The following is an 18,240-nucleotide window of genomic DNA, read 5'->3' as shown; positions in this document are numbered from 1 at the left end:
GAAGTGAGCCGATGGCGGTTCGATCCGTTTCCTCGCTCGTGATGAATAATATCAGTATCCGAACGAGGTTGTTGACTTATTTTTTGTCCATGGTGCTCCTGCCTTCATCGATTATTATTCTGACGTTGTATAATACATCCTCGTCGACCATTAATCAAAACATGAAGAGTGCGATAGAACGCGACATGACGATGATGGAGATGAATTTGACCAAGAATGTGGAGGCCATCGACAATACGACGACCAGCTTGTATCTTAATTCTGACCTGCAGGATATTCTATCTTCGGACAAGCCTCGGGATGATTATGGGATGATTAACGAGATGACGCGGCTGAATGCGCTGCTTGCAACGTACAGCACGAACGAACGCACGGGAAATCAATTTCAGCTCAAATTGTACTTGATGGATCGTACGGAATATAGTCGTTTCGCGTTTATTGGTAACGTTTACAATATCGAGAGCATCCAAAACGAAGAATGGTTTCATTCTATCCCATTTAAAGAAAAATACAAGGTTCTTGGTCTCTATCGCAGCGATAACGGCGATGGTTCCTATTCGATCCGCTTCGTCAAACGGCTGTACGGACTAAACGATCCAACGCTGGCGTTCGCCGGCTTGTTGACAGCTGATGTTAGTATCGACGATTTCAACCAAACCCTTATGGCGATGAAACCTTCGGCTAACAGTCAGGTTTATCTCCTTAACGAGAATGGAACGATTATGGCGGGTACAGAGCCGGTTACAGTAAATGAACCGTTCGCTTCAAGCATTCATTTGAGCGAGAGAGCGCTGGCAAGCGGTGTCGCCTTCAAGGCCTCCGTACGGAAGGTGGACGGCGATTCAATGCTGGTAGCTAGTCGAGGTATCCCGGAGCTGGGATGGAAAATCGTAACCCTGTCGCCAATGCGGGATTTGAACGGCCCGCTTGTTTCCTTCAGGAAGGTAATGGTGCTCGTTCTCTTGGTCAGCCTGCTGCTTGCGCTGCTTCTCGCATTGTTGTTATCCAATAACATTACGAATCCGATACGTAAATTCGTCAAATCTATCAATCAGGCCGAGGCAGATCTCTACAACGTAACGATGGAGTATAAGCGCAATGACGAATTCTCGTTTTTGTTTACGCGTTTTAATCAAATGATCGTACGCACAAGAGAGCTGATCGATAGCCTGTACGTATCGGAGGCTAATAAGAAAAAGGCTGAACTGGAGGCACTGCAGGCGCAGATTAACCCGCACTTCTTATACAATACGCTTGATTCGATTAACTGGATGGCTCTAAGGAACGGAGCTGGCGATATTAGCCAGATGGTCACGTCGCTGTCTGATTTCTTCCGGCTTAGCTTGAATAAAGGCCGAAGCATCATCAAGCTGGAAGACGAGATTAATCAAGTCATGGCTTATCTGACCATTCAGAAAATTAAGATGAGCAAGAAACTGACTTATTCGGTGGACGTGCCTGGGGAACTAGCCCCCTTTCTGACGGTGAAGCTATTGCTTCAGCCGCTTGTAGAGAACGCGATTATCCACGGCTTCGACCGTTCAAACGGACACGGAAGCGTAATTGTTCGGGGAGAATTGCAAGGAGATCTGATCATGCTTAGCGTGATTGATAATGGCTGCGGCGATCAAGCGACGGCGAGTTCCATTACAGAGCTGCTTCACACGGGCGGCGAGGCAGGCTCATTTGGCATCCGCAACGTTCATGCGCGCATAAGGCAATGGTTCGGCGAGGAATACGGACTGCGGTATGAAGCTAACGAAGACGCGGGGCTAACGGCAATCGTTACGATACCGGCAGTAAAGACAATGGAGGGGTACTGATGCTTACCATGGTAATTGCGGACGATGAGGATATGGTGCGGGAAGGCTTGAGCTTGATTTTACCCTGGAAGGATTACGGCATTGAGATCGTTGGGCTGGCCGATAACGGCAAGGATGCCTATGAGCTGTGCAGCGTTCTGAAACCCGATATTCTGTGTACCGACATCCGCATGCCGATGATGGACGGGCTGGAGGTTGCGCAACGGCTGCAGGAGGATAACAGCGCCACTCGGGTCATCCTGATCAGCGGAGTGCAAGACTTTGAGTACGCGAAAACCGCGCTTAGTCTAGAAGCGGAAGCTTACGTGCTGAAGCCGGTCAAAATCCCGGAGCTGCTGGAAGTCGTGCAGAAAGTTAGTACGAGCATTCAACTCGAGCGCAGCCAGGCGCAGATGACGGAACGTCTTCACAGGCAGCTCCGCGAGAGCATGCCGGTCTTGAGGGAACGGTTGCTGATCCAGCTCATTTCCCGCGACTTCGCAAGCGAGCACGAAGCTGCCGAGAAGGCGGCGTATTACGGAATCGAGCTCCTGCCGGGGGAAGTTATGACTGTCGGATTGCTACAGCTCGACGATTACAAGAAGACGTTTGAAACCTATAACGAAGAGAACAAGCAACTATTGTTCTTCGCCTTGCTTAATGTCGTGAGCGAACTGCTTGCCGCCGCAAACGCGGGGTTTGCTTTCGCGAATACGCTCGAGAACGAGCTTGTTATTCTGTTCAAAGGCAGCTCCCTGCAAGGCAGCAAACCGATGCAGCTATGCGAGGAGATCATTGCCTGCGTCGGCCAGTTTGTCAAAGTGTCCGTCTCGATTGGTCTAGGCTCGCCGGTGACAGGGCTGCTGCAGCTCAGCCGTTCCTATAGCGAAGCAGATTCTGCAATCCGGTATACGTTCTTCTCGGGCAAGGGGTCCGTTGTTACCATTGACGACCTTGGCCAGAATTTGGAAACGCATGAACATTACCGGCAGGTGTATCAAATCGAGAATCAGATGCTGACCTTGCTAAAGCTGGGGGATTCGAAGGGGGTCCAGACGCTTGCTGATCGGATGTTTGATCAGGTGATACTGCCAAGCCTCAAGGTGGAGCAGGTGCATAATCTGTGCACCGAGTTCGTCTTCCATCTTGCCCGCACCGTTCACGAGCTGGACGAGTCGTTTGATGCCATAACGGGCATGTCGCTGAACGTTGTGCTTGGACATATAGAGGACACAGTAGACAGCGGGTCGCTCCGAAGGTTCATTCTTGAACTGCTCGGCGGCATGTCGAGCTATTTCTTCCATAAGCATCATTCCAAAAATCAGAAGGTTGCGCAGAAAATCAAAACCTATATCGACCAGCACTATATGGAAAATATCACGATCCAGCAGCTGGCCGAAATTGTATTCCTAAGTCCTACCTATATGTGTCAGATTTACAAGAAAGAGAACAACGAAACCATTATCGAATACCTGACAAAAGTTCGGGTGGACAGGGCAATGGAGCTCATGAAATCGCCTGATTTGAAACTATTTGAGATCGCCGAGATGGTTGGCTTCGAGAATGCGACCTATTTCACGACGGTCTTCAAAAAGCTGACCGGCGTATTGCCGGGCAAGTATCGCGAAACGCTCTGATCGGAGCGACAAAATCAACAGAAATGAATAGAAATCGTTGGATTCTTACTTGTAGATTAGCTGCCAGACATTAGAATAAACCGTGCGCCCCGCTGTTGTGCGGCAGCTAATCCTGAACAAGAAAGGTTTGGACCCTATGGATTACGAATGGAAATTAGAAGATAAACGACTGAGAATCTTGTTCGATGAAACAAGTCGCAGCCTATTGGTTCACGATAAGCGTTGCGGCAAGGTATGGAGCCAGCAGCCGGTTGATGAGAGCTTGACGCTTGAAGGGGTTACGCAGGAAGGCAATAAACTGCAGGTAAAGCTGCGCGGCGAGTTTGTTATGACGGCTACAATTGAACTGACGGAGGCGTCGGAGCTCAGCGTGACGCTGAAAGCAGAAAGAAACGCCTCCTGCGAAGCGATCCGTTTCCCCTCGGCTTTCCGGACACCGGACAGCCGGCATGCCATAGTGCAGACGGACAGCCAGGGATTGCTCTTGCCGGCGGAAGATTTGTTCTATCCATTGGAAGAGCAGCCACTATTCTTTTGCGGCGGCGGAGGTGCTATGGCTTGGGCTGGCGTGGTTGACGAAGAGCTGGAAAGCGGGTATATGGCAATCGTCGAGACACCTTACGACGCGGCGTTCTCGTTCGAGCGGGATGAAGAGGGACTCATTAATTTCGCGCCGGTCTGGTATGGTACGATGGGGGAATTTGGTTATGAGCGGAAGGTGACATACGTATTCTTTGACCGTGGCGGCTATGTCGCCCAGTGCAAGCGTTACCGTGCTTACAGTTGGCCGAAGAACGGCATTCGGACGCTGCGGGAGAACGAGGAGCGTTTTCCGGCGCTCGAAAAGATGCTTGGCTGCGTTCATATGTACGTATGGGATGGTGCGAGAGAGATTGAATTTGCCCGCGGGTTGAAGGAGGCAGGCATCGAGAAGGCGCTTATATTGTGGGACGCCAATCATCTTCCTTATCCAGAACCAGGGTACGACGACCGGCTAAAGGAACTGGGCTACGGAACCGGTGCGTACGAGTTGTTTACGGATATTCATCCGGAAGATTTCACCGACATTCACTCCGACAATTCGGTACGCGAGGATATTCCGTTAAAGCGGAACGTTTATCCAGGTAAATTTGAAGAGATTGTTTCCAGAAAGGCGGACGGTTCTACATATTCCAATTCGTATGGAACTTACGTATGTCCGGAAGCGGTAAGGCCGGAGATGTTCAAGCGGGTAGAGAGGGAGCTGGAGGAGTATAACCATGAGACGTATTTCTTGGACGTTTACCAGGCAAACGGACTCTATGAATGTCATAATCCAGAACACCGGCTAAGCCGGCAACAATATGCAGAGGCGATTCTAAGGAATTGCGAGCTGCTAGAGGAACGTTACGGTACGTATCTTGGCGGCGAGTTTGGAGCGGACTTTGCCGCCAAGCACGGGTTGTTCGCTCACGGTATGATGACTTTGCAGCGTACCTTCTTTGGTTCCGAAATTACCCATAAGGGTACCATCCATTATTATGGCGATTGGAAAAACAACCCGAGACCGTCCGTCATGCTCGGAACTCGCACAGCATCCGACACTTATCTTAAGTATGCGATTAACGAATATACGAGGGTGCCGCTATACGAGCTGGTCTATCATGACGCCGTCGTTACGTCTTGGCGTTGGGAGGATGGCAATCATCACTGTCCGGAGATTTGGTGGAAAAAGGATCTGTTCAACATCCTCTACGGTACAGCGCCGCTCTGGTCCATCGATCAGGACCGATGGGAGATCTTCGAAGTTAACTTTATCGAGAGCTACAACAACGTCTGTCCGTGGCTGGGGCAAATCTGCCGTGACGAGATGATAGCCCACCGTTTCGTCAGCGCGGACCGCAAAGTGCAGGAATCGCGCTTCTCTTCGGGTCGCCGGGCAGTCGTCAATTTTGGCGAAGACCCGTATGAGTTCGAGGGAAGAACGGTGCAGCCGCGTGGATTCATTACGCTGCAAGACTAAGGTTCCGCCTCAGTAACAGGGGTTGTCCGCCAATCACTTCTCGTGATTGGACGGACAGCCCCTGTTTGCCGTTCAGTTGTTGCGATATTGTGCGGGGGTTACGCCCGTCTTGCGCTTAAACATCCGGTAGAAATGCGTCAAATGATTAAAGCCTGCTTCTGCACTGATGCGCTCAACGCTCCAATCCGGATGCTCTTTGAGCATTCGAACCGCCTCGTTCAGCCGGATTTCGTTCAGATAGTCCACAAAGGTCATGCCTTTCATGAGCTTGAAAATAGTGCTGAAATACGAAGGCGACATAGCGGCTTTCGACGCAGCGTCTTGCAGGCGCACAGGGTCGCGGTAGCAGGTATCGATATAGCGCAGCGCCTGCTCGAAATGTTCGCGGTGCTGGCTGACAAGCTGGCGCTCCCCGTCATGCTGGCTGTATTGCAGAAACTCACGGCCGGCAATGACCAGCAGTTTCTGCAGGTCGGACTTGATCATAAGGGGAAAACCGGAGTCCTGCCGCAAGAATTCTCCCATCATTCCGGCGATCAGCTGCTCCGTTGCCAGCTGTCCCTCGTAGGATAAGTTAAGCTTGGGCAGAAGGTTGTCCTGGAATTGTACGAAAGGCTGAATAAAGGCAAAATCCACGAAGCTGTCCATGGCAAGTAGCCCGGCCATATGACGATCGAGCAGACTTGGAAGAAAATCAATATGGACGACCTGTGCTTCCTGATCCGGAAGCGCTTCGAGCATATGCCCGTACATGGGCGGGATGGAGAACAGATCCCCTTTGACGAGAGAGACCCGTTTACCGTGCGCATGGTGAAGGCAGGTTCCTTTTAGCACGTAGCAAATTTGAAAGTAATCATGCGCGTGGGAGTCAGAATTAAGCTGCTCGTTCTCTTTGATTTGGATTTTGAAAGGGAATGCTTCGCTCATAATGCTCGTGTAGGCTAAAAGCTTCAACTGATGTTCACCGTCCATTCGTTTGGCCATCGCCGATATTTATAATCGTGAAATAGAGGAAAGATTTCCAAAGAAAGTGCAGGGTTTGCTTCCTGCTCCCAATTGTACAATGAAGCGTACACGAAATCAGCCGTCAGGAGGCATTATTTAAGATGAAAATTGCATTTCAAACTTTGGCTTGTCCGTCATGGAATTGGGAGACCATTGTCTCCGAAGCGCAGCGAATGGGCTACGACGGCATTGAAATACGCGGCATTGAAGGAGAAATGTATCTGCCCAAGGCACGTCCTTTTCTGCCTGGCAACATTCAAGAGACAATGGCCGATCTGAAGAAGAGAGGGCTTGCCATTTGCTGCCTCGACTCGGGCTGCGCCTTCCACGACGGAGAGCGATATGACAAAGCCATTACGGAAGGCCGAGATACGATTGATCTTGCGGCCCGTCTTGAGGTGCCGTATATCCGGGTATTCGGCGATCTCGTTCCGCCTGGAGCGCAGCATGAGGATGTTGTTGCTATGGTCGCGCAAGGACTTGAAGAGTTGGGGCGTTATGCCGAAGACAAGCAGGTCAAGGTGCTGCTGGAGACGCATGGCGATTTCAATAAACAGAAGGTCATTCTGGACGTGCTTGGCCGGGTGCAGAGCGGTGCGGTCGGCGTGTTATGGGATTTCGAGCATCCGTATATGCACGGCGAATCAGTGTCGGATACATACGGTCATTTGGCCCCTTACATCAAGCATACGCATGTGAAGGATGCCCGCCATACTGACGGAGGCAAGGAGCTCTGCCTGATCGGTGACGGCGAGGTTCCGGTACCGGAGATTGTTGCTCTATTGAAGGAAGGCGGCTATTCGGGCTGGCTTTCGCTAGAATACGAGAAGCAATGGGTTCCGGCTTTGGAGGAACCGGAAGTATCGCTTCCCGCTTACATCGGCTACATCAAGCAGGTACTTGGACAATAAGAATAACAATGGGGAGGAAGCCGAAATGAAGAAATTAAGAGTGGGTTTGGTTGGGCTTGGGAATATCGGGAAGACGCATCTGTTGTATTTGAAGGATATGGACAGGGTGGAACTGGCAGGCGTAAGCGACATTGACGAGCAGCGGACAACCTTCTTCGCCAAGGAAACAGGCGCAGAGGCTTATTTGGATTATAGGGATATGTTCGAGAATGCGGCGCTTGATGCGGTCATTGTAGCCGTACCGCATTATGACCATCCGAAGGTCGCTATCGAAGCGTTCCAAAGAGGCATTCATGTGCTTTGCGAGAAGCCGATTGCGGTACATGTGAACGATGCGGTTACCATGGTAGACGCTTATGAAGAGGCGAGGAACAAACAGCCTGATTTGCAGTTTGGTCTGATGTTCCAGGAGCGCACATTTGCCCATTACCGCAAAATAAAGGACATACTGGAAGGCGGCGAGCTTGGGGAATTGGTTCGCGTCACTTGGATCAACACGACGATGTTCCGTTCCCAGGCTTATTACAACAGCGGCGGCTGGCGCGCGACATGGGCTGGCGAAGGCGGCGGCATTCTGGTGAATCAATGTCCTCATACGCTGGATATGTATCAGTGGTTGTTCGGAATGCCGCAAACGATCAGCGCCCATGCGCATATCGGCAAGTACCATGAGATCGAGGTAGAGGACGAAGTAACCGCCTATTTCGAACATGATGGGGGAATGATCGGCCATCTAATTGTATCGACGGCTGAATCGCCGGGAACGAACCGCTTCGAGATCGTTGGCGAGAATGGCAAGCTGGTCTACGAGAATGACAAACTCCTGTTCTACCGAAACCGTCAATCGATGTTAGCCTTCCTGCGGGAAACGAATTTAAGCTTCGGCCAGGTGGAGAACTCGTGCACGGAAGTAGCGATTCCGAATACGGAGCCGACAGGGCATCGAGTCGTCGCCGAGAAGTTCTTTAATCGTATTTTGGACGGAGAAGGCGAGTTGACCGCGTACGGACACGAAGGCGTTCATTCGGTCATGCTCGCTAATGGCATCATGCTCTCTTCGTTCAATCGAGCGGCCGTACCGGTTCCGATTGACGCCGATGCTTACGAGGCCAAACTGAAGTCACTAATCAATGGCTCAAATTTTGTGAAAACAGTGCAAGCAGACGTCAAGGTCGACATGGAGGATTCGTTCGGGAGATAGGGCTGGTACAAAAAGTCGAAATTCCAAGAAAGATCAAGGTAGCCAGTATAGGCTGTCTTGGTCTTTTTGTCCTTGTTTGATTGCATATTGATTATTGTTAGGCAGTCTATTAACGCGTAAAAAAAGCAAAACTTTTCGTAAAAAAGTGCATGAAGCCGTACATGGCAAGCGATATACTTATCTCACAAATAAGGAGGCAGGTACTCATGAAATTTCTTGTGACAATGGGAGAAGGCGAGACGAGGGACAGTTTCTTCACGCCGATGGCGATTGCCGAGCTGAAGAAGCATGGAGAAGTTGTTTTTAACGATACAGGCTCTTTCGCGTTGACCAAGGCGCAGTTAATGGAGATGATTGGCGGAGTGGACGTGCTGTTCTCCGGCTGGGGTGCGCCGCGAGTCGATGCGGAAGTGCTTGCGAAGGCGGATCGTCTGAGGGTTCATGCCCATACCGGAGGAACCGTTGCGGGCGTAGTCAGCCAAGAAGAGTACAAGCGGGGAATTACCGTATTAAGCGGCAACGACCTGTACGCCAGAAGCGTAGCCGAAGGATGTCTGATGTATACGCTCATGGGGCTGCGTAGGGCGGAAGCATACGTCAACGCTGTTCGCCAAGGCGGCTGGCGTCCGGAGCAGGACAGGAATACCGGATTAATAGGCAAGAAGGTCGGGCTGGTCGGATACGGCGCAATCGCCCAATATTATGCGGAGCTGCTGCGCGGGTTTGACGTCGAGCTGTATATATACTCCAAGTATATGCCGGATGAGGAAGCGGCCCGAATCGGCGCGCGCCGGGTCTCCAAGGAATACATCTTTGAGCATTGTGACGTCATCTCGTTGCATTCCGCGCTTAACGAAGAGAATAGAGGCATGATTACGGCTTCCTTATTATCCGGCATTAAGGCAGGGGCTTTGTTCGTCAATACGGCCAGGGCGGGACTTGTAGACGATGACGCGTTATTAAAGGAGCTTCAGAGCGGCAGATTCCAGGCGGTGCTTGACGTTTATCCCGTAGAGCCGCTTGCAGCGGACAGTCCTTTCCGATATCTGGACAACGCGCTGCTGCTGCCGCATATCGCCGGTCCTACCTTCGATATGAGAGAGAAGGTCGTACTGGAGCTGTTAGCGGATGTTCTAAGGATTCAGCAAGGTGAATCTCCAAGGAGTGCGATTCCCTATCATTATGCTGTTCGGATGACAACCTCCTGACAAGCGGACGGCTCATTCTTCGCCAAATAATTGAATCTCTCTTCGGTCTAATGCTAGCATAGAGGCAGGCAGATCAACTAGCCGCGAGCCTGCCGGGACGGGCGAAGGAGCGTAGGAAATGAGCACTCACGATATTTATTATTATAAAGACTTCATGGAAATCGATTTTCCATTCAAACTTGCTTTTCCCAATGAAGAGACGCTTAACCGAGTGAATCACGCCCATGAACATTTCCAGATTTGTTATTTGACTAGGGGCGCTTGCATCCATCACGTCAATCGCGAAGCTTATTTAATGACCAAGGGAGACATGCTGGCGATACCGCCTTTTGTTCCACACCGCTTCGAGCGGTATCAGGAAGAGCGGTTCGAGATGGTACAGATCGACTTCATGCCGCTAGTCGTCGACCAGGACGAGATATTGCGCGACGCTCCTCTGTTTCCCAAGCTTCGTCTGTCGGCCAAAAGTCAGAGCTCCGTCGAGCAGCTGATTGCGAGCATGAAGGAAGAGCACCGGAAGAAGGAGGATGGCTACAAGCTCCTGATTAAGGCCGATCTTATTCGGATGCTCGTTACGCTGTTCAGAGAGAAGAGCAACGACGAGCAGCCTGAAGGCGCTTCCGCATTCAGGAACAGGGAACTGTTCTTCGCAGCTGTACAATATATTGAGACCCATTATGCGATGCAGCTGAACCTGGAGGAGATGTCTCAACGCGCGGCGATGTCGCCAACTTATTTCAGTTACATGTTCAAGGTGCTGATGGGGCAGCCGTTCATCCAATACGTGAACGATATACGCATACGCAAGGCGCTTGATCTGCTGCGCATGTCGGACCTCAGCGTTATGGAAATATGCTTCGAGACCGGCTTCAACAATGTCAGCCATTTCACGCGCATGTTCAAGAAAGCCACGGGCGTTAGTCCGTTGAAATACCGCAAGCAAGGTTATTAATTCCGGTACTTCCTGCCATAAAAAACGCAAACAACTTCTTAAAATACTGCATTTTTTGCAGCGGTAGTTCCGTTAATATGGCGGTAGGGAGGGATTCATATGATTCCATTGCAAGAGATACGGCAATTTATTGTGGATAAAACAAAAGCAAACGCAGCTAGATTCGGGGACAAGTTACCCCATTGCGCTGACGAGGACAACTACAATTTCGTTGACAATTGTTTCTGGGTAGGAGGCTTCTGGACGGGGCTAAATTATTTGTGCTATGAGATGTCCGGCGACCAATCGTTTATCGACAATGCCAGACGTTCCAAACACCGCTTCGCGAAGCGGCTATACGATGATCGTCATACTACGGATCATGATCTAGGTTTCCTGTTCAGCTTATCTGCTGTCGCAGATTATAAGCTGACCCGCGATGCCGAATCGCGTCGAATCGGCATCGACGCGGCGAACACTCTCGCCGATCGCTTTAATGAGAAGGGACGATTCCTGCAGGCTTGGAACGTATGGACGCCGGGAGACCCGTTCAGCGAAGAGAACCGCGGACGGCTCATCATCGATTGCATGTACAACTTGCCCTTGCTGTTCTGGGCGGCAGAGGAAACGGGAGATTCACGCTACAGGGATATTGCCATTGCGCAAGCGGATACTTGCTCGACCACCATTGTTCGTCCGGATTTCACGACGTTCCATACGTATTTGTTCAACCCGGAGACCGGCGATCCAATTGGCGGACGCACGTTTCAAGGGTATGCCGACGAGTCTTGCTGGTCGCGGGGTCAAGCCTGGGCGATCGGAGGCTACACGCATGCATATAGGTATACGGGCGACAGACGGTATCTTGAGATTGCCCGACGTTGCGCGGATGTGTACATCGAGCGATTGGAAGAAGATCTTATTCCGATGTGGGACTTTACTTTCCAAGGCGACAAGGACGGAGAGCCGCGGGATACTTCGGCTGCAGCCGTAACTGCCGCAAGCCTGCTTGAGATGGCGAGCCATATGGATGAGACTGAGAGCGCTTATTACAAGGATCTGGCTACTCGGATGGTGAACAACTTGTACAGCTTCTATTCGACGAAGGATGAACCTGGGCATGAAGGGTTGCTGAAGGAAGCGACATCTCATAAGCCGCAGGACTCCGGCATCCGATCTTCCCTCATTTACGGCGACTATTATTTTGCGGAAGCGGTGGCCCGTCTGCAGGGCCAAACCGTTATTTATTGGTAATTAATAATACGCATATTGAAAAGGGGGGCCAGACTATTATGAAACTGTCCTTTAGTACCCTTCCTTGCGAAGGGTGGAGCGTAGAACAATTAATTGAAAGCTGCAAGAGATATGGATTTACAGGCATTGAGCTCAAAGAGGATGCCGGATATGCCGTCACCATCGATTCCACAGAGGAAGATTTGCGGCAGGCGGCGGAGAAATTTCGCAATGCCGGCATTACCGTGACGAATATAGGCACGCGAGTCATTTTCAACGGGGTGGAGTCGAACGGCGCCGAGCGGCTTGCGGAATTAAAGCGGAATATCGAACTTGCCCACGCGCTGGAGGCGAAAGGCGTACGCGTCATGCTTGGCAACTACTTGCGCTTCAAGAATGCCGGAGAGCAACCGATCGATCGGGAGCAGATTGTCCGCTATTTGCGGGAGGCCTGCGATTACGCGTCGGAACGCGGCGTCCAAGTATGGATCGAGACGCATAATGAATTTTCCACCGGGCAAGTGCTGAGGCAGCTGCTGAACGAAATCGACCGTGACAACTGCCATGTTATTTACGACATCATACATCCTTTCGAGTTCGGAGAAGCACCGGAGGAGACAGTTCGCCTGTTCGGCCGCAATTGCGCTCATATTCACATGAAGGACGGGGTTCCATTCGACGACCCAAACATCCATGAGTGGAAGTATACGCGAACAGGCGAAGGAGCTCTGCCGCTTCGCTCCATTGTACAAACGTTGGAGGCTAGCGGTTACGACGGTTATTACTCGCTGGAGTGGGAACCCAAATGGAGACCTGAGCTGCAACAGTTAAATCTGGATGTGAACGATGTATTGGCGTCCTACTCGTCGATTATGAAACGTATGGCTGAAGTCCAGAATTCATAGGCAAATCGAGATAAAATAGCTGGAACAAGCAGAAACGGCAGAGATGCCGTTTTTTTTTGTTTGTATGTTTAAACTTGCCGCTGAAGCAGATGGTCGGCAAAATTAACGGTGCCTTCATCGCGGGAATCTATTTATCTGAATTATGTAAGAAGTAGTTTATATATACAAATAATACCAATATACGATATAGTATAGAAAACATCTCGCTAGATTTACGGTTTTATAGAGTGAAGAAGGAGGTACACATTACGATGAACATACAAATTAAGCTACAACAATGGAAGAAAACCGGAATTACTTGTTTAGTGGTAGTTATCTTTATTGTTTTCCTATTAATAGGGGGGCTGATTGCTTCTCCATTGGCGGCAAGTGCTGCAGACGCTCAACCTGAAGGAATAGAGATTGATCTGAAGCAGGGCAGCGATAAGGCTATAGTGAATGGCAAACACATAAAGGTTCAAGGGATGTATGAAACAAATGGCGTCACAATGATACCGGTTAGAGCGTTAATGCTCGCGTTCGATCTGAAAATTCAATTTTTCAATATCGCCCATGAAAAGTCTTTCACCCTAAATAGCAATTCGTATCGGGATTACGGTGCTTACGTGAAACTTGGCGCACTTGAAGCTCAAGTAGACGGAAAGGGCGTTAAGCTGCCACAGCCGGCGGTAGAGAAACAAGGCTCAATTATGGTTCCGTTGCGTTTTTTTGCACAATCGCTTGAAGCGTCAGTGAAGTTTGACAGCAAGAATAAGACGATTCGTATTACGAGAGCGGCTGATATTCTGATCGACGGCAAGCATCGTATAGGAAGCAGTAAGGATAGTTGGTCGATCGCGGCGCCTTTGCACAATCCTAGCGAACCGTCCCCCGCAAGCTGGTTTGGATTCGAGACCCATCCCGGAGTCTGGAAGTGGAGCGGGTCGCTCAATGCGGATCCGAACGCTAATTTCGGTGTTACGATATGGACGGATGAAGGCGGAAAGCCGTTGACGGATGCCGAAGCGATGGAACAACTGAAGAAACAAATTCATACTTCTTGGTTTACGGTTCTGGAACGTACGCTCCAGACGAACGACGGTCGTTTCGTCGGATTTATAGCCGGCCATAATGAACCGTTCTCCGTCACCTACTCCCAATTCTGGATCCTCCGCTTGCCGGAGAAGACCTACTATATCGAGATTAATATTGGCGATGGCACGGTGGAAAAGCATAAATGGGTAGCGGATCAGCTGCTTCCGACTTTCCGCGCGTCTTTTGATGGGAAGGACGTCAACAGCAAGGATGTTGACTCCTAATTCACAGCAGTCTATTTGTAAGTAGTTGACTCGGAGCTATTCCAGTATGTTTTTTAAATAATCTGCTGAAGTAATAAGCATCTGCGTAACCGACTTGTCTTGCGACTTCACGCACGGTAAATTGATTGGTTGCCAGAAGTTCTCTCGAACGATTAATCCTAAACCGCAGTAAATATTCGATCGGGCTAATGCCCGTGTAATTACGAAATTTAAATGAGAAGAATCCTTCGCTAACCTTATAACGTGCCGCAAGCGAAGCTAGAGAGATCGGGCTCATATAGTGTTCGTGGATATACGCAAGCGTATCTTCCACCATTAAGTGAGACCGATTATGAGACGATTGCTGGCGAGTCTGCTCAAATATATCAAGCATTAATTGCATAAAAGCAATATTTAACTTTAAGGCAGAAATAGAATCCGGATCTAGTGAAATCGAATGAAGAAAAAGCAGCCTGCTGGACATATCCATACTCATAGGAATGTTCATGACAAAATGTCCGTTTAGATGTTGGTAAATCTGTTGCTCCTTAGTCATACCGCGATAATTCACCAGAATATACTCGAATTCTTCATCTCGTCCGGTTGTATACTTCAAGTGCATATCTTTCATTCCATGCAGCATCAGCCCGGGAGTTAGACGGTAAGATTCGCCATCGCAACTAAACTCGGCTTCACCACGAAGTATAAACAGGAAACCGGCTTGTTTAATATTAACGTTGCCAAAGCTCTGATTAGGAGGGAGTTTTACTCGATACACCCCTGCAATCTCTAATTTAGCAAGTAGAACATCGTTGGCTAATTCAATAATATCGACCATGCAATCCTCCATAAAGGCAAAACTCCCGAGAAGAATCGGGAGTTGGCGTTATCAAACTTGATGTAATTAGTTCAAAGCTTCTAGAATATGATCAACCCCGTATCCAACACCAGTAGGCCCAGGGGAGAAGGCTGAAGATTCCAAGGTATATACATGTCCATTCTTCACAGCGTCCAGCATATTCCAGACCTTGCTTTTGCTAAGCGCTTCTAATGCCTCCGCGGCTGGAGCAGTTGGGCGGTTATGCAGGAAAATATGGTCCGGATTGAGTTCGAGAAGACCCTCTAGCGTTATTTGTCCACCCGACGCAGCGAGCTCGGTGTCAACCATCTTCAAACCAAGAACATCGTAATAGGTGCTTAATCGATCCGTTCCCCACAAATAAAATTCACCTTCGCTGGGGTCAAGGAAAATAACGTTCTGGTCCTTGTATTTCTCTAATTTATTTTTGGCGGAATGGAGCTTAGCTTCATGGTCTTCAATAACCTGTTTAGCCTTGTCTTCTAATCCTAATGCTTTCGCATATTCGGTTAAAGCCCACTTCCAATCCTCGTAACCTTTGGCGGCATCTATAAATACGACAGGCGCGATCTTTGTAAGTTGCGAATATACGGCATCATTATCCGTGCCTCCGGCTAAAATAATGTCTGGTTTGTACTCCAATAGTTTCTCCATATTAATTTGAGTATCAGAGCCTAAATCTACAAAGGATTCTGAAGCGAAGGAAGCCTTAAATGCATCAAGCTTAGAATAGTAGGAATAACCTGTAGTTGCAAGTTGTTGAGGCTCTAAAGTCAACAACATGTCGATGAAGCCCCATGCGGTTAGCGCAATTTTTTGGGGAGCGATTGGGATAATTTGTTCTCCTTTTGCATCTGTTATTGTTCTAGGAAACGCAGGAGCACTATTAGTGTTGGATTCCGTTACAGCAGCGGTTGGAGCTGGAGCGGGATCCGAATCGGAACTGCAACCTGATAGCATAAGACTTACACTCAGAAGAACGTACAGCATGATAGATTTCATTGTTAGATTATCTCCTATCCAGTCTATTGATAAGCATTATCAATTACAATATACGAGACGTTGTGGTTAAGTACAATAGACGAACAGAATATGAATGATGGATTATCTGAATGTGCAAGTATAGGATTGGCCCCAGAGAACGGCTCTGGGGCTTTTCTCTATTTCATTCAAAAATCACATTCTCTTCACATAATTACTCGATAATTGCTCGAATATCTAATAGTAATCTTGTTCTGATGATGATAATCACTATCAAATGCCCGAAAGGTGCGTGTTTTTATTTTGCAATCGGAAGAGCTAGAAAGTATCTTATCTATTCTGAATAAGAGCGGCTTAAAAATGACATTGGAGCGAGAAGTCATTATTCGCTTTTTGCTGGAGCATAAGGATGAACATTTTAGCGCAAGCGAAATTTTTAATAGAGTAAGAGAAATCCGCAGAATCGGCATTGCAACCATTTATCGCAACTTAGATTTATTGATAGAGCTGCATATAATCAAAAAAATGACACATGATTTCCCAGTTCCCCGGTACACAATTTGTGAACGGGATCAAAAACATGGTTCTCATATGCTGATCTGCACGAGGTGCAAAGATGTAAAGCTTATCAAAGAGGACTGGTTAATGGAAATAGAAGAACGATTACAACGAGAATTTGGATTTAAGGTAATGGATCATCAGCTTGTATTTTCAGGTATTTATAGTGATTGCCAGAAGGAGAGCTGTCGTATTCATGGAGACAGACTAACGAATAGATAATAGGAGATGTGTATGCCTAGGCTAGTTTTAATTATCTTTATATTCGCATTACTCTGCTGGAACAGCGGTACTTTGTTTGCCTCGGATCAATTAAGCGGCGCACAGGGGAATGATCCGAAGACTTATATGTCCAATCTGGTTACGGATCTGGAGAACAAGGACCTGGAAAAAGCCTACGAGGATTTGGCGATTATCAAAAAGTGGTGGAGTTCCAATAAAACGGCCGTGAAGCAAGATTCAATCGATATGGCGTTAGAAATCGATCGGCAAATCGCAAGCTTGTCCTTAGCTTTCCTTAACAAGGATGCAGCTCAAGCCTCGGAAATAGCAGGCACGTTGCAGTTCTCGCTAAATAACTATTCGGATGGCGCATACATAAGCAATTCAGGGAAAAGCGCGATGACCCTCGAGACTTATATCGTTAAGCTTCAGAAGGTCGGTAATTTGTTGGAGAAGCAAAATTGGCTGGAGGCTCAAAAGGAAGTAAAACTTCTACAAAGGGAATGGCTCTCCGTCGAAGGGGATGTCGTCAGCCAGTCGCAAACCAAGTATAACAACGCTGAGCGTGATCTGGTTCTGCTGGATGCCAATCTGAACAATAGAGAGAAACAAAATCAAGCCATTCAAGTGGTAGAAAGATTAATTCAATCATTAACACCGCTTCTTGACGCTCAATATTCCTGGTGGGATGCAGCTTTAATACCGCTGCGCGAAGGTTTGGAAGGGTTACTCGTGGTAGGAACTTTGCTCATGTACACCAAGCGGTCGCAATCTACTCTTGCAAATAGGTGGATTATTGGCGGGGCCGCAGCTGCTTTGTTAGTCTGTCTAGTTGTTGGTGTTATCGTGTCATTGTTACTATCTTCCAGTACGTTTGGCCATAACAATACGTTAATTAACGGGTGGACGGGCGTAATCGCAAGCGTAATGCTCCTGTACGTCAGCTACTGGCTGCATCGGAATTCGGATGTTAAACGCTGGAATCAGTTCCTGCAAGCCCAAAGCAACAAAGCGCTCACAAGCGGCCGCATGATCTCGTTCGCTTTACTCGCTTTCTTCGCCATCGTGCGAGAAGGTCTTGAAACGGTTATTTTTCTAGTAGGCATGGTTGGCAAAATGTCCAATGTTGCGCTTTCTGCAGGAATTATTGCTGGGTTTGGCATTCTGGCCATTTGTGCGGTTGTCATGATAAAAGCAGGAACTCGCTTACCCATTCGCCCGGTATTCCTCGTTTCGAGTCTAATTGTATTTTACTTATGCTTTAAATTTATTGGATCGGGGATCCATAGTTTGCAAATGGCAGGAGTTATCCCTTCCACCATGCAAGACTATTTACCGGAACGTATGGCATTAAGCATATATCCATCGTGGTACAGTTTCTTGCCACAGCTAGTCTTCGTGCTGGCCGCGATTGCTATATGGCTCTATCAGAAGCTAGGATCTACTCGCTATTCCAAGAACAGAACCATTATTTAATTTAAATATTGGCAACAAAACACATTTGGGGG

15 protein-coding genes are annotated in these 18,240 nt (G+C 48.7%); 12 read left to right on the top strand and 3 right to left on the bottom strand.

The features are described from left to right. Positions 1 to 11 precede the first annotated feature (11 nt). The 3 genes from QQK89_RS06415 to QQK89_RS06405 all read left to right on the top strand — a co-directional run bounded on the left by QQK89_RS06415 (position 12) and on the right by QQK89_RS06405 (position 5,441). Positions 12 to 1,823 carry a sensor histidine kinase gene (locus QQK89_RS06415; RefSeq protein WP_284237664.1) on the top strand — a complete coding sequence of 604 codons (1,812 nt, stop codon included), beginning with the start codon at positions 12 to 14 and terminating at the stop codon, positions 1,821 to 1,823. Then, positions 1,823 to 3,439, top strand: a complete 1,617-nt coding sequence (locus QQK89_RS06410) for a response regulator (protein ID WP_284237663.1) — start codon at positions 1,823 to 1,825, stop codon at positions 3,437 to 3,439. Before QQK89_RS06415 ends, QQK89_RS06410 begins: the two co-directional genes overlap by 1 nt. Before the next feature lie 136 nt (positions 3,440 to 3,575). Next, positions 3,576 to 5,441: a glycoside hydrolase gene (locus tag QQK89_RS06405; protein WP_284237662.1), complete on the top strand. Its 1,866-nt coding sequence runs from the start codon at positions 3,576 to 3,578 to the stop codon at positions 5,439 to 5,441. Between the two features lie 72 nt (positions 5,442 to 5,513). Here the strand turns inward: QQK89_RS06405 and QQK89_RS06400 are convergent, their stop codons facing one another. Further along, positions 5,514 to 6,395 carry an AraC family transcriptional regulator gene (locus QQK89_RS06400; protein WP_284237661.1) on the bottom strand — a complete coding sequence of 294 codons (882 nt, stop codon included), beginning with the start codon at positions 6,393 to 6,395 and terminating at the stop codon, positions 5,514 to 5,516. Between the two features lie 152 nt (positions 6,396 to 6,547). On the opposite strand from QQK89_RS06400, the gene QQK89_RS06395 reads away from it, so the two are divergent. The 7 genes from QQK89_RS06395 to QQK89_RS06365 all read left to right on the top strand — a co-directional run bounded on the left by QQK89_RS06395 (position 6,548) and on the right by QQK89_RS06365 (position 14,133). After that, entirely contained in the window at positions 6,548 to 7,357 is an 810-nt protein-coding gene (locus QQK89_RS06395) for a sugar phosphate isomerase/epimerase family protein (RefSeq protein WP_284237660.1), read from the top strand. Between the two features lie 25 nt (positions 7,358 to 7,382). After that, the gene (locus QQK89_RS06390) at positions 7,383 to 8,558 is read left to right on the top strand and encodes a Gfo/Idh/MocA family protein (protein ID WP_284237659.1); all 1,176 of its coding nucleotides are present in this window, start codon (positions 7,383 to 7,385) and stop codon (positions 8,556 to 8,558) included. Between the two features lie 206 nt (positions 8,559 to 8,764). Continuing rightward, positions 8,765 to 9,766 carry a hydroxyacid dehydrogenase gene (locus QQK89_RS06385; protein WP_284237658.1) on the top strand — a complete coding sequence of 334 codons (1,002 nt, stop codon included), beginning with the start codon at positions 8,765 to 8,767 and terminating at the stop codon, positions 9,764 to 9,766. 118 nt (positions 9,767 to 9,884) lie between these two features. Next, complete coding sequence (locus tag QQK89_RS06380) at positions 9,885 to 10,718, top strand: AraC family transcriptional regulator (protein ID WP_284237657.1); 834 nt, start codon at positions 9,885 to 9,887, stop codon at positions 10,716 to 10,718. 99 nt (positions 10,719 to 10,817) lie between these two features. Next, positions 10,818 to 11,951, top strand: coding sequence for a glycoside hydrolase family 88 protein (locus QQK89_RS06375; protein ID WP_284237656.1), 1,134 nt, complete (start codon positions 10,818 to 10,820; stop codon positions 11,949 to 11,951). A gap of 38 nt (positions 11,952 to 11,989) precedes the next feature. Next, on the top strand, positions 11,990 to 12,835 hold the full coding sequence (locus QQK89_RS06370) for a sugar phosphate isomerase/epimerase family protein (RefSeq protein ID WP_284237655.1): 846 nt from the start codon (positions 11,990 to 11,992) through the stop codon (positions 12,833 to 12,835). 251 nt (positions 12,836 to 13,086) lie between these two features. After that, positions 13,087 to 14,133 carry a copper amine oxidase N-terminal domain-containing protein gene (locus tag QQK89_RS06365; RefSeq protein WP_284237654.1) on the top strand — a complete coding sequence of 349 codons (1,047 nt, stop codon included), beginning with the start codon at positions 13,087 to 13,089 and terminating at the stop codon, positions 14,131 to 14,133. Between the two features lies 1 nt (position 14,134). Here the strand turns inward: QQK89_RS06365 and QQK89_RS06360 are convergent, their stop codons facing one another. Beyond that, positions 14,135 to 14,950, bottom strand: a complete 816-nt coding sequence (locus QQK89_RS06360) for an AraC family transcriptional regulator (RefSeq protein ID WP_284237653.1) — start codon at positions 14,948 to 14,950, stop codon at positions 14,135 to 14,137. Positions 14,951 to 15,016: 66 nt separating this feature from the next. Then, complete coding sequence (locus QQK89_RS06355) at positions 15,017 to 15,973, bottom strand: ABC transporter substrate-binding protein (RefSeq protein ID WP_284237652.1); 957 nt, start codon at positions 15,971 to 15,973, stop codon at positions 15,017 to 15,019. A gap of 282 nt (positions 15,974 to 16,255) precedes the next feature. Here QQK89_RS06355 and QQK89_RS06350 point away from each other — a divergent pair, with 282 nt between their 5' ends. Both QQK89_RS06350 and QQK89_RS06345 read left to right on the top strand, forming a co-directional pair. Next, positions 16,256 to 16,732, top strand: coding sequence for a Fur family transcriptional regulator (locus QQK89_RS06350; RefSeq protein WP_284237651.1), 477 nt, complete (start codon positions 16,256 to 16,258; stop codon positions 16,730 to 16,732). A 12-nt stretch (positions 16,733 to 16,744) separates the two neighbouring features. Continuing rightward, the gene (locus QQK89_RS06345; RefSeq protein ID WP_284237650.1) at positions 16,745 to 18,208 is read left to right on the top strand and encodes an FTR1 family iron permease; all 1,464 of its coding nucleotides are present in this window, start codon (positions 16,745 to 16,747) and stop codon (positions 18,206 to 18,208) included. Positions 18,209 to 18,240 lie beyond the last annotated feature (32 nt).

It is taken from the genome of Paenibacillus glycanilyticus (assembly GCF_030161375.1).
Taxonomy (GTDB): domain Bacteria; phylum Bacillota; class Bacilli; order Paenibacillales; family Paenibacillaceae; genus Pristimantibacillus; species Pristimantibacillus glycanilyticus_B.
The sequence above is the reverse complement of the archived record's forward strand: the minus strand, read 5'-3'. Positions and strand labels throughout refer to the sequence as shown.